Below are 14,375 nucleotides of genomic sequence, written 5' to 3'. Positions count from 1 at the left end.
GGGCTTCCGCGCGCCGTAACCCACCGGGCCAAGCCGCGGAACCGGTGGGTTACGGCGCGTAGAGAGTCCGTGGTCACGGAACCGTTCGTGGCGGTGCGCGCCTAATTCCAAATCGCTTTCAATAAGGCATTAATTTTCGTAGGGTGGGTTAGGCCGCGAGGCCGTAACCCACCGAGCGACCTCGAATCGGTGGGTTACGCTTCGCTAACCCACCCTACGATTAATGTTCACTCGAATGCCGAATGGGATAATCCATCCGACTCCGGACACAAGACTCGGAACCTTGCTCTTGTCCGTCAGCAAGGCTTCGCCTGGGACAGGGATTCGTCGCCTAGCGCCGATAGCGCGGTTCTGGCCAATTCGTTCCACTGGTCCCTCTGCCAATACTCGAGATAGCGCCTGAACTGGCGCTGGGTCGAAAGAATCGGGAAGGCATCGGGACCCAGCAGGCAGAGCATTTCACCGCAGAACTCCCTGATTTCCTGTTCCGCCTGGCTGGCGCTGAATTTTGGCGCGCCATAGGCAACACCCAGCAGGGCGAGTTCGGCGAGTGTGGCCAGCACATAGGCGCGCTCTTCGCCCGCGGTTTTGTAAAGCTGCCAATGGGCGAGCTGCCGGGCGGCGGCCCACCAGAGGCCGTAATCCTTCGCGAGCGACTTCCAAACCTCGGCACTGCCCGCCAGGACCGGCATCGCCAGCATGGAAAGATACTGCGTAATGGCCCACGGGTTGGAAGGCTCGATCTCCAATGCTTCGCGATAGAGATCACGAGAGGATGCATAGGCTTTCTTGCCTTTTTCCAGCTTCGCGCGGGTGACCTCGGCATCGCCGGTTTCGCTTGCCGCGATCAGAAAATAGGCGATTCCGATGCGCTTCTCGCTGGCGGCATTCATGCCGAGACGCTTGGCCTTTTGCGCAGGCGATTTCTCCGTGACGGGCTCGGCGCACCAGGCCTTGAGTTCGGCGCGGATCGACTCGCACAGAACTTCCAGTTCAGCATCCCGATCGGCGGGGTTGCGCGCCTCGGCGGCTCTCCGGCCGTCCGCGTTGGCGCCGACCAGTTCGTCTATCCGGTCGAACTTCACCTCGAGCCGGCTGCGGATGCGTTCGTCGCGGAAGGCGTCCACCTGCCGCTCGAAGTTCCAGGGCACGGTCGCGTAGCAGACGATGCTCGCCCAGTCATGGGTGCCGGGCGAATCGGTACGAAGCCGTTGGCGCAGGTCGTAGAGCACCCAGCGGGGATCGGTGCCGCTCAAAAGGCCGCTGTAGAGCACCTCGGCCGCGATCGAGGAGGCCCGCATCCAGAGGGGGAATTGCGAGGCGATGACCCAGGGAATGCCTGCCGCGTGGAGCTCGTGAGCGATGCTGCCGCCGGGTATCAGCACCGACTCGATGTTGCCGGAATCGCAGGTCGCGAGCGTGACCACGTTGGGGCGATATTTGGTTGTCCCGGAGGAGTCCCGCGCCGTGAGTACGATCGCCAGGCGTTCGCCGTCGACCACGTCGCCTTGCGCGGAATTGGAATCGCTGCACAGCATGACGCCGTAGTGGCGGTCGCCGGAGTTATTGATCGGCGCGCCGTGGGCCAGGATGTGCACGTAAGCGTACTGGGTGGTCGAGCAGGCTTCCCGAATCTGCTCCAGGCTGGCATTGGGCAGCACCGTCAGGATCTGCTTGACCTCCCGGATGCGTTCCTCGGGCGTGTCCTTGATCTTGATCCAGGGATCGATCGCTCGCCGGATCGCGTGCAAATGGTCTTGCGCCGGCACCGGCGGGAGGCCGCCGGGCGATGCGAACGCGAACAGGATGCGCGGAGGGCGGTTCCAGTCGACCGGCAGCGGCCGTCCGCGCCGGACTTCCCGGGTCATCACGATAGGGGTGCGCGACTGCAGGAACAGGGGAGATCCGGAACCCGGAAAACCGTCCGGCGCGATAGCCGTCTCGAACGGCACCATGCCCAGCTCGAAAGAGGACAGCGAAAGCCTGAGATGCACGAGTTTCCCGCCGTCGGCCCGCGGGTCGGACAGTTCCGAGAGCAGCGCCGGAACCTGTCCGAGCACCCGCCCGATCGCCTCGCCCATTTCCCGCATCTCGCTTTCGCGCTGCGAGGCGGCGACGGGGCTTCCGTCTATGTCGTACCGCAGGCGTTCGAGCCGGTTGAGCAGTTGCCGTTGCTCGAACGGCATGTGTACGGTCACCGGACCGTCGGCGCCGCACAGCGCGAGATACGGCGTCAGCGGCGACAACAATTGATTGTGCGCGGGGCCCGGCCTGAGCAGTTCGAGTTTGACGTTGCGAATTTCGCTCATCTCAGGGCCTCGCGAATTGTTCGATAACCCGCGGCTTGCCCGTGCCGTTTCCCTCGATATGGGTCAGACGGCCGACGACTTTTCCGTCTTCCAGCGAGATCGAGACAGCGCTGGTTTGGTCCATCACGAACGATTCGCCGCCGAATTTCGCCTTGTCGATGGCCGCCATCCCGCCGTCGGTCAGCGCCTCGTACACCGGCTTGAAAGAGGCCGTGTCCTTGAGCATGGCGTCGCTGAACCGCAGCAGGCGGATCCAGGTGCCGCTGTTGAAGTAATAGCGGGAGCCGCCCATCTTAATGGCGCGTTCGAGATGAGTATGGCCGGTGACGATGAAGTCGGTGGAGCCGCCGACCGAAGCCGTCACCTGCTTATAGGTGTCGTCCTGATCGGTGATGTCGAAGGTTTTGTCGCCCGCGAGCCAATCCTTGAGCGCGCGCCGCAGCGCTTCATCCTTGCCGATCCCGGTGATCCAGCCGGTGAGGCGATCCCAGATCAGGCCGCCGGTACCCAGAGTTTCGTTCGCGGGTGTCGCGCGAGCGCCGGGTTGCTTGAAGCCCTTCTCGGCGGCCAGCAACATGTCGTCGGCGGTTTGTGCGCCGGCCGGGCCTCCGCCCTGGATGCCGGCCGAAACGTTCGGCCCCAGCAGCTGATCGACCGTGATGGCGGGCGCGCCGGTCGCCTGGCGGGGCTGGAATCCTTCCGCCGACAGGCGCTGGTCCACCTGTCCGCTGCCCCGTTGGCGCTCGCCCAGGATCGACAGCAGGCTGTTGATCTTGGCCGCCTGGGAAGGATCGAGCACCACCAGGGTTCCGACGGCGGCGGAGGTCTCGGGCTTGAGCAGATCGATCCACGCGTACCGGCGTTTCACTTCGTTCATGACTTCCTTGACCATGCGGGTGCCGGCGTTCGGGTACCATTCGCTCGGTTCGAGCGAACGGCCGGCATTCAGGCGCCGCGCGACTTTCGCCAGATCTTCGTAGCGGTTGTAGTTCCAGGCGTCGACTTCGTTGCCGTGGGTGCAGAAGACGCGGGCATTGCCGACCAGGCAGGTGTGGCCCGCGCCGGTGGTGGAGAATTCGATCCTTGCCCTGGCGAGAAGGTCTTCGCCCGCGAGCCGCGACAGAATCAGGCGCTGGACCGAGGGAAAGGACACTTCGATGTCGTGGTTGCCGATGACGATCACCAGCGTGCGTCCTTTCTTCTTCACGAAATCCGCGAGAGCCTCCCAAATTCCGGAGAACGACTTGTCGTCCATGATCCGCGTCAGCGTGGCCGTCGCCTCGTCGACGGCGACGTAGCCCCGGATGTCCTCGGCCAGGGTGTCGAACACGTCGCCGTTCAGAATCAGCGCGACGCGCCCTTCGGGACGCTGCGCCGCCACCCACCGGATATAGTTGGCGAGACGCTGGGTCTCCCTAAGGATCTGGAAGCCGGGCTTGCCGCCCATGTGGATATCGGAGATGACATGCACCTCGTCGTAAGCCGGGAACTCGCTCATGTTCCTACCCCCCCTTGATAAGTCCAAAGTGTTCGTATGACGTCCGCTGCAAGCGCGGATGATAATTCCGATTCGACGGTTTTATAAAGGATAGGCTTTAAGCTCGCTGAGCGCCGGAGACATCCTTCCGATCGCAAACGGTGTCTTCGGGAGCACCGAAGACACCCTTCCTTGCCGGGGTGACGATTTGTGTAAAGATTCATGCACAGAGGCAGCTTTTACAATGTCCTTCCCCACGGTGAGACAGAGCACAGCTCGCCAACAAGCCAAGCGAATCGGAGTCCGCTGCGGGAGAAATCGGAGAACTGCGGGCTAGACGGAACCGCTGTTCATCCCGGTTCCGCCTTCGGCGGCGCAGGCGCGGATCAGTTCGGCCAGCTTGCGGGTGGCGGGGCCGGCAAGCTTGGGCTGGGCGAAGATGAGATACAGCGGCACCTTTCGGCGCTGTCCATCGCGCAGGGGCAGCGGCTTGAGCCGGCCGGAGGCGAGCGGCTCCTCGATCAGATGGCACGGAATCCAGCCGAAGCCCAGCCCCGCGCATAACAAGGCTATCCGCTTCTCGGGACTGGTCACGCTCCAGCGCCGCGTCGCGCCGAGCCACCCGGAATCGCGCGGCGCCAGTGTGCCCGAATCGCTCACGACGACGTGCAGTTCCCGGCTCAAGTCATCGGCATCTAGGGTTCGTCCGAGCCGGTGTAGCGGGTGGTCGGGATGAGCCACGGCAACGAGTTCCACGTCCAGCACGTGATCTCCCAAAAATCCCGGCGGGACTTGTCCGCCGATCGCGAGATCGGCGCGGCCCATGATCAGCGCCTCGTCGGTGCCGGACAGCACCTCTTCGCTGAGCAGCACGCGCGTGTGCGGGCTGAGGGGCGCAAATTCCCTCAGCATGCGCAGCAAAAGGGGAGTGGGGAACAACGCGTCGACCACCAGCCGGATTTCCGCTTCCCACCCCTGCACCAGACTGTGGGCCAGTTTCTCCAGTTTGAGCGCTTCGCCGAGCAGTTCTTCTGCGTGGCGCAGAAGCGTCTCTCCCGATTCGGTGAGCTTTGCCTTGCGGCCGTGAATCTCCAGCAGTTTCAGTCCGAGCTGCTCCTGCAGCCGGCCGACCGTATAGCTGACGGACGACTGGCTGCGATGCAGCGCTTCGGCGGCCTGGGCGAATCCGCCGTATTCCACGATCGCCTGCAATACCCGCCATTGCTCGAGAGTGGTCCGGGGAATCTTCATATGATCGAATTCTTCGATAAGAATGCCCAGAATTTTGCGCTTTTTAATCGAGTCATACAAACCTATCCTGGTGCCGTCTATCGATTCTTACCAGGAGATCGCCATGGCCAACGTGCTGCAAATCAAGACCAGTTTGTCCGACACCGGCAACGCCAACCGCTTCGCCGACGCTTTCATCACCCAGTGGCGCGCGCGGCATCCGGAGGACAGGATCGTCACCCGCAACCTCGGCCGCGAGCCGATTCCGCACCTGGACGAGACCGCAATCACAGGCTTCTTCGCGCCGGCCGAACGGCGCACTCCCGAGCAGCGGGCGGCAGTGGAACTTTCGGACGAACTGATTGCGGAGCTTCAGGCGGCGGATGTCCTCGTGCTCGGCGTTCCCATGTACAACTTCGGCATCCCGTCGACTCTCAAAGCCTGGATCGACCACGTCGCCCGCGCCGGAATCACGTTCGAGTACACGGAAAACGGCCCGGTCGGTTTGGTCCAAGACAAACAGGTGTTCGTGCTCGCCGCCCGCGGCGGAGTCCATCGTGGCACGCCGCAGGACACCCAAACCGCTTACCTGCGCAATGTGCTGGGTTTCCTCGGGATGACGGACGTCAATTTCGTCTATGCCGAAGGACTGGCTTTGGGGGAGACCGCCAAGGGGCAAGCGGAAACCGATGCGCTCGGGCAGATCGCCCGGCTTGTCGGTTCCCGAGCGGTAACGACTGCGGCGAAACCGATCGATGTTTGACAAATTGTTTGAGGAGAACACCCATGACCACCTCTCCGAATTTTGTAACCCGCGAGGTCGAGCGACTGGTCACCGGCAATGCCGTTTCGGACGGTGCGGGCGTAAAACTGCTGCGCGTGCTGACCCCGGACTTGCAGCGGCGGCTCGATCCCTTTCTGATGCTCGACGAGTTCCGCTCCGACAATCCGGACGACTATCTCGCCGGCTTTCCCGATCATCCCCATCGGGGCTTCGAGACCGTGACCTATATGCTCGCGGGACGCATGCGGCATCGCGACAACGCCGGCCACGAAGGCTTGCTGGCTGCCGGCGGCGTGCAATGGATGACGGCGGGTCGAGGCATCATTCATTCCGAGCTTCCCGAGCAGGAGCAGGGGCTGATGCACGGTTTCCAGCTTTGGATCAATCTGCCCGCGCGCGAGAAGATGACCGAGCCCGGCTACCGGGACATTTCGGCGGAAGCGATCCCGAGCACCACCACGGCCGAAGGCGTGACCATCCGGATCATCGCCGGATCGGTTGCGGGCATCGGCGGCGCGGTCAGGCGCGAGGCGACCGAGCCGCTCTATCTCGATCTCGAAATGCCGGCCGGAAGCGCTTACGAGGCGCCGATCCCTGGGGGACACAACGCGTTTCTGTACGTTTACGAAGGCGAAGTCGGCGTCGGCACACGGGGCGAGCCGGTGCGCGCCCGTCAGCTCGCGGTCCTGACCAACCGCGCGGATGCCGATGGCGTGCGGCTGACGGCTTCGCGCGGGGCTCGATCGTTGCTCGTCGCCGGCCGTCCCCTCAACGAGCCGATTGTGCAGTGGGGACCTTTCGTGATGAACACGCGCGACGAGGTCGAACAGGCCATGCACGATTTCCGCTCGGGCAAGTTTTAGGTCGTGGGGAAGGTAGGCTCTTTGCCGGATAGGCTCCGTTCCAATGACGGCCGATCCCAGTGTCCCAGATCGGCGGCCGCGTCATAGGTGCTTTGGAGAAACTCCAGCAGCAGCCGGCCGGGTGAATCCGCCTGCCGCACCTCGGAATAAGGCAGGACGAATTCCTTGAGCTCGGGGCTGTAAAACGCGCTTTCGGGACGTGCCGGTGCGTCCGGAAAACCTTTCGGTTCAGGGTAGGCATAGGCGTAGAAGGCTGGAAACGGGACAGCATCGTTACCCGGCCAGAAGCCGCAACTGCTTACCTCATGGGAATAGGCCTCGCGGACCACCCAATCGGGAAGATTGGGCACGCCGCCGGGGTGTTCGGGCGCGCGCCGGCCGGAGAAGCGTGTGACCGCCAGGTCGAAGCTGCCCCAGAAAAAATGCACCGGACTGCATTTGCCGATATAGCGCGCGCGGAATGCCTTGAATACGCTATCCGCCTGGGCCAGCACCCTCCAGCACCGGTGGGCGTGCTCGGCATCGTAGGCGGCGTGTTCCCGATCCTGGTCGAAGGGAATCGCGCGGGCGACCTCGTTGGGTTTTTTCCGTATGGCGACCTCGATATCCAGCGCCCGAAGCGCGGCAAAAATTTCCCGGTAGAAATCGGCCACCGTGCAGGGTAGAAGCGGGAATTGTCGCGCCGCGCCGTCGCTGGTCCGGATCACGAGTCGATGCTCGATAAAATCGAAATCGATCTGGAACGTTCGGTCACGATAGGGAATCGGCGAGGTCGTCAGCCCGGATGTCGTCAGATAAAGCACGACATGCCAGGAGTGGTTGATCCAGGGCGTCAAGGCCAGCCGGATTTTGCCGACGATCTGTGTCCACATATGCAAGGTCGCATAGGTGTCTTGCCATGCCTGCAAAGGCAGGTCCGGCCAGGCCGAATTGTCGTTGATGGTGCTCGAAGCGTTCTGGCTCGTCATGGTGACCTCCATCGAGCGGGGAATTTCAACGTCTACTTCCGCTTGATCCCAAGCTCCTGCTCTCATCGTTATACACAAGACCCAGCGGGTGGTCGTCACCGTCATTCCGTCCATGGACGACGGAATCCAGGGCCATGGATGGTAACCGGCCGGTCGCACGCTGGCTTATCCGAAGCACAGCTCCGGCCCGCCGCTTCACCTCCGTGTGGCTGGATTCCGGCTTCCCTGCCGGAATGACGGGTCCGGGCACGTTTCGGGTCGCTCGTAAGTTGTGTATAACGATGAGAGCTCCTGCTTGGGAATACGGCCTTGGAAGCTCCAGCCTCGCAAAGGGCAGGAAGCCGGAGCCTCCAAGACTTGGGTTCCCAACCTTGAGGTTGGGAACCAACATCTGGTTTGATTTCTCGCGAGGTCCGGCCGTTCCGGAGTTCCGCATGCCGCCATGATTTACCTTTGTCAGAGCTTCCGGTTTCGGACGGAGCGAAGGCACTCCCGCATGCCCTGTCGGTCGAATCGATCAAGGTCTCACTCCGTGCGTTCGGTGCTTGTCCTGCGTCCCATCCGACTGGAGATACAGCCGTGAGCCAGCTTCCCATCGCTGACTACGCCTTTCTGTCCGATTGCCACGGGGCCGGCCTGGTCAGCCGCGCCGGCTCGGTCGACTGGCTTAACTTTGCCCGTTTCGACGCGCCCGCGATCTGCTCGCGGCTTCTGGATACGGACGGCGGCCATTGGGCCATCCGCCCGGTTGGCCAAGCATCGACGCGCCGCCGGTATCTCGACGGCACCCTGGTGCTTGAAACGACCTTCGAGACGCCGACCGGCACCGTGGTTCTGACCGACGCGCTGGCGATGGGACCCAACGAACGCGGCCACCAGCTCGGCGCCGACGCGCCGCATACCCTGATCCGCAGCGTCCGATGCCTGGCCGGGCACGCAGACCTCGAGATCGAGTACGCGCCCCGGCCGGAGTATGGGCTGGTCTTTCCCTTGTTGGTTCCGGTCGTTGGCGGCGTATCCGCGCGGGGCGGCGCCTCGGTGCTCCATCTCAGTTCGCCCGTGCCGTTTCAAATCACCCGTTCGACGGCATGGGCGGGCGTGAGAATCGAAGCCGGCCAACGCCTGGACTTCGCCTTGCAGCATCGTTCGAGTTCCGAAGCCGCGCCTCGAGTCTGGACCGAAGCGGATATCGCCGAACGGTTGGACGACACCATCACCGCCTGGCGCAGCTGGTCCGATCTCCACCAGAACTACGAAGGACCGTGGCGGGAGCTCGTCCGCCACAGCGGGCGCGTGCTTCAGGGGCTGACCTATTTTCCGACCGGCGCCATCGTGGCCGCACCGACGACTTCGCTGCCGGAAGCCGTGGGCGGCAGCCGCAATTGGGACTACCGCTACACTTGGGTGCGCGATGCGAGTTTCACCCTGGAAGCGCTGTGGGTGGCGGCCTGTCCGGACGAAGCCTATAAATTCTTCGACTTCTTGGCAGGCTCGGCCTTGACCCAGATCGAGCGCGGCGTGGATATGCAGATCATGTTCGGCATCGGCGGCGAGCACGATCTGACCGAACGCGAGCTGCCACATCTGTCCGGCTGGCGGGCCAGCCGTCCGGTCCGGGTCGGCAATGGCGCCTGGAATCAGCGGCAGCTCGATGTCTACGGCGAGCTGTTGAACGCAGCGTACCGGCTACAGGGACAGCTCACCACTCTCGATCCCATCACCCGTAATTTTCTCGCCGATGTCGCCGACGCTGCCGGTCGTTATTACCGCGATCCGGATCAGGGCATTTGGGAAATCCGCGGTCCGCCGCGAGACTTCCTGTACTCGAAACTGATGTGCTGGGTCGCCCTCGACCGGGCCATCGGGCTCGCAGATCTGCTCGGCGCCGCGGATCGTGTCGAGCGCTGGCGCGCCGTCCGCGAGGAAATCCGCCAGGCGATTCTTACCCAGGGTTGGAGCGAGCGGGCTCAGTCCTTTACTCAGGCGTTCGGTTCGGACGAGCTCGATGCTTCGGTCCTGATGATGGCGCTGGTCGGCTTCCTGCCGGCGGACGATCCCCGCATGCTGGCGACGATCGATGCGATCGAGCGGGAGCTGACGGACAAACGGGGGCTGGTATTCCGCTATCGCGCCGACGACGGGTTGAAAGGAGAGGAGGGCACTTTCCTGCTCTGCACTTTCTGGCTTGCCCACGCAGTCGCTTTGGCAGGACAGGTCGAGCGCGCCAAGGGCATCCTGGCCCGCGGCGCCGTTTATGCCAACGATGTGGGCCTGCTCGCCGAAGAGGTCGATCCGAGCACGGGCGAGCTGCTCGGCAACTTCCCGCAAGCCTTCAGCCATATCGGCTTGATCAACGCCGCGTGGGCGATTGCCGAGGCCGAGCAAGCCCGATCGGCACCGTAATTCCATTCGACATTCGAGCGAACATTCATCGTACGATGGGTAGAGCGAAGCGAAACCCATCGATGGCAGGTTAGCCCCTAGGCTCCGCGTAACCCGCCGATTCGAGGTCGCTGCGCGCCTGACCTATCCTACTTCGCCGGCCGAAGAATCGATCGTCGGCACCGGCGATCCTCATCTTTCTTTAATCTTTTCCCCGGCGGCGTTCTCATGTTGCTTCCGTACTCTAGTACCCGACGGGTGCGGCGATTCCTGGACACGTATCTAAAGGCGCACCGGTAAGAGCCGTTTTTTTGGGGGCCGCCTCGGTGCGGAGTCAGAGACTGATCTAATGCGTTAAAGGTGACTCATGCCAGCAAACATGCGGCAAGACGAGAGGATCGAGGTTTTTTCATTCATTGCCTTGTATGAAGGCCTCAGTGGATTGCTGATCGATCTCGATCTCTATGTGTTCAATAAGGCGGGCGAATTGATCGAGTGCCAGCCCATATGGAAGGGAAAGACCGTAGTGGCGCTTTCCGGGAGGGAACTGAGTAACGCGCGAGTCATGATCGGGCCGCCCATACGTGATTCCATACGCGGGCCAATCACGATGGACATGATTCGGAATTACCATGGTTTCGAGGTCGGGCTCGATTTAGTGCCCAAGACCCGCTCGGTTACGCTTTCCGCCGTGCCGGAGGCAATTTGGCGGGCATGGCAACAATCGGGCTCATGGAGCAAAAGCAGAAAACATCCCAACGCGTTCGACGGTTTTCTATTTTGGTAGATGTCGGCGTCGTCTTGGTAGCGATTCCGTTGCGCCATTGAGAGCATTTTCCGGCTTGGCGTAGCGCTCCCAACGTGGAATAGGTCGGAAAAGCGGCTTCGTCGGCAACGGGTTGCCGACCTACGAATAGGTACGGGACAGTTCCCCCATCTAGCCGCTCTACATGGTATTTGCTTTTGTCTGCCTGATTTAAGGAGTGCCGCGCTGCGGCACTCCTTTCCCGATCTCTCGATGTTACGGCTTTACTCCGATGAGTTTCCAACCGCCATCCGGAGAGAGATTTGCTCTGCTGGACGATCCCACATAGAGGACATCTTTCGTTGGAAGCATGTTCCGCACACCCATAACGGTTTCGGGATGGCCGAAGCCGTTTATGGTCCATGGTACTGCCTTGGAATTCCCATCGGGGAAGACCCAAAGGTCGGCACCGGGATTCTTGCTGAAGTTGACGCTGGATCCCGAGTCGAGCGTTCCCACGGCCAGCTTTCCTTGGAAAACCGCCATGGTCCAGGTATAGACATTGGTCGGAACGTCGAAGCCCGCCGCGCCGTAGAGCGGGGTCATGCCGCCCAGATTGTTATCCACCATGCTCCAAGTGCTGCCGTTGTATTTCGGTAACTGCTTTTCCCCGTAGAGCAGTTGAATCTCGGGACTGCTACCGAAATTGCGGCCGCGGAAGATCGGAATGGCCCGGCTGAGGTTCTTTTGGGTTTCGGTACGATCCTGGGGCTCTCCGTAGGTACTCACGAACGTGCTATAGACCGACCACGGCGGGTTCATATGTCCCCAGTAGAGGTAACCGGCGAACGAGGCCAAGTCGCCCACCCCTTGGGTCGAGGCAACGAGGTCGTCGACTTCGTAGTCATTTACTTCCCAAACCTTGGTCCAAAGAGGGGCATGGATAAGCCGCAAGCCTCCTGCGGGAATCGGCGGACTCATCCAGATCCCGGCCGGCGGGTTGTTGGTTCCGAGGAAGCTGCCGACCGAGCTGGACAGTGTCGACGGACGCCAGGTGGCCACGAAAAGACGCCCTTCGTGCACGGCCAGATTGACCGCATCGTTGTCTACCATACCCACTGTCGTGAAGCTGAAAGGATTGCTTCGAGTTCCCGTCCAGCGCAGTATTTCGCCGCCTCCGGTGAGTGTCTGCACGCCGGTATACATGGCGCCCTGCGCAGAGACGAATTTGCGGATGTTGGCGTATCGCAACAAAGTCGTCGAGCCGAGATATTGTTTGGTATCGGCATCGAAGGCAAACAAATTGACGCTCACCCCGAGCTGGCCCGGACCGGCGAGTATTGCCACGCCATTGGATACGCCGGCCGACCGCAAGCCCAAGGTCTCGTTGATGAGAGGGTCGTTCGGCGTAACATTGGTTTGCTTACCGGTGGCGATGTCATAAACCCATACCTGCGGCGGTCTCCAGTCGCCCAGGAATTGGCGCAATGGTACGGGAACGCCGGGGTATTGGCTCAGCGAGCCCTCGAGGACGTTGATGGGATTGCCGGTGGAATCGTTAGCGAAATCGCATTCCTGCAATCCGTCGCCTGCGGTTTGTCCTATACCCGCGACATTGGCTCCAGTTCCGATCCAGAGGGTCTGTTTCCATTGGGCCAGACCCCAAAGATAGGCCTGATTTCGCTTGGGCGTCGTGCCGGTGGGGCAGGCTCCATTTGCCGACGCGGCGACATAAGGCATGCCGCAACCGTTCCAACACTCATCCGGGACGGCCTTCGCCAAGACAGTAGCGGTCTGCGCGTGGGAAACCGTTACCGCCGAATGGAAAATAAAAAGAGATAAGGGAAAAACAACTCGCCAATTGCACTTGATCATGTCGATACTCCTTTTTCCAAAGTGCATGTTTCCTGTTCGTATCATATTGCCCGTAACCGGGCAGAACTCGCATATTTGGTATATGTAATCGTTGAATTAAGTGGTTGCTTTCATTCTCCTCCTGAGTTGTTTTTGAATTTTTATTACAAGATTTCGGTATGGCACCGAATATTTTATTACGCGAATCTTATGCCATATCTATATTTTTAATTAGATCAATTATTTGCTTGGAGATAGTAAAGTGTCTGTAAAATTTTCTGACACCTTGATATTGCCGATCACGCGGGGAAGTTATGCCAATTCTTTGGAAAAATGATATTCAGCGAACGTAGGCTGAGCCGAAATCGTAATATGTCAGGATCATGTGTATATTTATAATTATAATTATAGGTTAATTACTTGGCTTGGTATGGCGAATCGATTGTAAAATTTTCTGACACTGTTATTTGCTTGAAAGGCTAATTCCAAATCGCTTTCGATAAGGACTTGCTTTCGTAGGGTGGGTTAGGCGCACATCAGCACTGATTGACCGCCGATCACCGCGCTTTGCGTGCGCCGTAACCCACCCTATCGAAAGCCGAATGGAATAAAATGCCGGCTCTCAGCGAGTTTTGATTAACTGAAAAACGCCGGGAGTCTAATATTAATGAATTATTTTTTAGCCCATGAAAGCTCTTTGTATATTCGATGTCTATGCAGTGGACGGTGCAAGTTCAGGCAGTACTATTAAAGTTGCGATAATTCGGGTTTTTATTTCGTTTTATATACTCTTTCGGTTGCGGGAATTTCTTTTTCTAATGCCAGTTGCCAACGAAATGCCCATTTCCATTTAATATTCCTCTTTGCCTCAGAAAATTCGTCTGTCAGCCTCTCCAGGTCCTTTTTCCGGAATCCCCGCAGGATGGAGATTAATCCATCGTGACGGGTAATGGTGGATGAGGCTGTAACAAAGGCGAACAATTCAAAAAGATGATAAGCAACAGGACTTCTGTGCAGGTCGTTGACCACAACTGCCAACCTGCACTGCTCGTAAGAATTCTTCAACAATTCTTCTGCCTTTCGGTTGTCGAAATGGTGAAGAAACAAGCTCATCACGACGATGTCAAACCGCCTTTTTTTAAACTCGTCCGAAAAAACATCTATCTTTTCAAAGCGTATCTCCGGAAAATCTTTCGTTTGCGAAGTCGCATACCGAATAATCGAGTCGTTTATATCGACGGCGGTTACTGAAACCGGGATGTTTTTCCTTCGACACCATTTGACGACTGCTCTGGGAAGATCGCCGCTACCGCAACCCAGATCAACAACTTCTATCGGACGGCCGAAATCATGCTGTTCAAGTAACGGTGCGATGGCCGAAACCAACGCTTTTTCTCCGCCCAGCCAGCGGTTGACCCTGGCGATATCCTCTAGGTTTTTGATCAGATCATCACCGCCGAGCGTTGGGTCGTCGAGGAGCTCGCTGAGATTGGAGCGTTGCGAAAAGCTGTTCATGATTATTCCTCCAATTGTTTCAAACCACTGTGTTTTCACCGGAATTGCCACCATCAAACGGATGTCCGGACATAACGGATAGTCTTTCGTCATGCGTCCCGAAACATTCGCAGAAATGCCGATGACAATTCCGAAATGAAACTTCTCCATGGCGGCATCGTTGGCCGTTTCCATCGCCAGCCATTTGTCTACGCTGCCTTTCGGTGCGATCCACCCGTTTTGCGGAACGGCAATAAGTTATTAATCAG

10 protein-coding genes are annotated in these 14,375 nt (G+C 59.8%); 4 read left to right on the top strand and 6 right to left on the bottom strand.

The window, feature by feature from the left end:
- Positions 1-296: 296 nt before the first annotated feature.
- The 3 genes from ACR2R1_RS13040 to ACR2R1_RS13030 all read right to left on the bottom strand — a co-directional run bounded on the left by ACR2R1_RS13040 (position 297) and on the right by ACR2R1_RS13030 (position 5,097).
- Complete coding sequence (locus ACR2R1_RS13040) at positions 297-2,309, bottom strand: CHAT domain-containing protein (protein ID WP_434110394.1); 2,013 nt, start codon at positions 2,307-2,309, stop codon at positions 297-299.
- A gap of 1 nt (position 2,310) precedes the next feature.
- A complete protein-coding gene (locus ACR2R1_RS13035; protein ID WP_434110393.1) occupies positions 2,311-3,807 on the bottom strand; it encodes a metallophosphoesterase in 1,497 nt (498 codons plus the stop codon).
- Between the two features lie 312 nt (positions 3,808-4,119).
- A complete protein-coding gene (locus ACR2R1_RS13030) occupies positions 4,120-5,097 on the bottom strand; it encodes a LysR family transcriptional regulator (RefSeq protein ID WP_434110392.1) in 978 nt (325 codons plus the stop codon).
- A gap of 43 nt (positions 5,098-5,140) precedes the next feature.
- Between ACR2R1_RS13030 and ACR2R1_RS13025 the strand changes: the two genes are divergently transcribed.
- Both ACR2R1_RS13025 and ACR2R1_RS13020 read left to right on the top strand, forming a co-directional pair.
- Positions 5,141-5,779 carry an FMN-dependent NADH-azoreductase gene (locus tag ACR2R1_RS13025; RefSeq protein ID WP_077730247.1) on the top strand — a complete coding sequence of 213 codons (639 nt, stop codon included), beginning with the start codon at positions 5,141-5,143 and terminating at the stop codon, positions 5,777-5,779.
- 23 nt (positions 5,780-5,802) lie between these two features.
- Positions 5,803-6,663 carry a pirin family protein gene (locus tag ACR2R1_RS13020; RefSeq protein ID WP_077730248.1) on the top strand — a complete coding sequence of 287 codons (861 nt, stop codon included), beginning with the start codon at positions 5,803-5,805 and terminating at the stop codon, positions 6,661-6,663.
- Here the strand turns inward: ACR2R1_RS13020 and ACR2R1_RS13015 are convergent.
- Positions 6,660-7,631, bottom strand: coding sequence for a DUF5996 family protein (locus ACR2R1_RS13015; RefSeq protein ID WP_434110391.1), 972 nt, complete (start codon positions 7,629-7,631; stop codon positions 6,660-6,662). The genes ACR2R1_RS13020 and ACR2R1_RS13015 overlap by 4 nt on opposite strands.
- A 579-nt stretch (positions 7,632-8,210) precedes the next feature.
- Between ACR2R1_RS13015 and ACR2R1_RS13010 the strand changes: the two genes are divergently transcribed.
- Both ACR2R1_RS13010 and ACR2R1_RS13005 read left to right on the top strand, forming a co-directional pair.
- Entirely contained in the window at positions 8,211-10,034 is a 1,824-nt protein-coding gene (locus ACR2R1_RS13010; protein ID WP_434110390.1) for a glycoside hydrolase family 15 protein, read from the top strand.
- A gap of 346 nt (positions 10,035-10,380) precedes the next feature.
- Positions 10,381-10,800: a hypothetical protein gene (locus tag ACR2R1_RS13005; RefSeq protein WP_434110388.1), complete on the top strand. Its 420-nt coding sequence runs from the start codon at positions 10,381-10,383 to the stop codon at positions 10,798-10,800.
- Between the two features lie 234 nt (positions 10,801-11,034).
- Here the strand turns inward: ACR2R1_RS13005 and ACR2R1_RS13000 are convergent, their stop codons facing one another.
- Together ACR2R1_RS13000 and ACR2R1_RS12995 are read right to left on the bottom strand one after the other, a co-directional pair.
- Complete coding sequence (locus tag ACR2R1_RS13000; RefSeq protein WP_156880101.1) at positions 11,035-12,633, bottom strand: hypothetical protein; 1,599 nt, start codon at positions 12,631-12,633, stop codon at positions 11,035-11,037.
- 750 nt (positions 12,634-13,383) lie between these two features.
- Entirely contained in the window at positions 13,384-14,301 is a 918-nt protein-coding gene (locus tag ACR2R1_RS12995; RefSeq protein WP_434110386.1) for a methyltransferase domain-containing protein, read from the bottom strand.
- Positions 14,302-14,375: the final 74 nt, after the last annotated feature.

The sequence above is a fragment of the Methylocaldum sp. GT1TLB genome (genome assembly GCF_051027445.1).
Taxonomy (GTDB): domain Bacteria; phylum Pseudomonadota; class Gammaproteobacteria; order Methylococcales; family Methylococcaceae; genus Methylocaldum.
The sequence above is the reverse complement of the archived record's forward strand: the minus strand, read 5'-3'. Positions and strand labels throughout refer to the sequence as shown.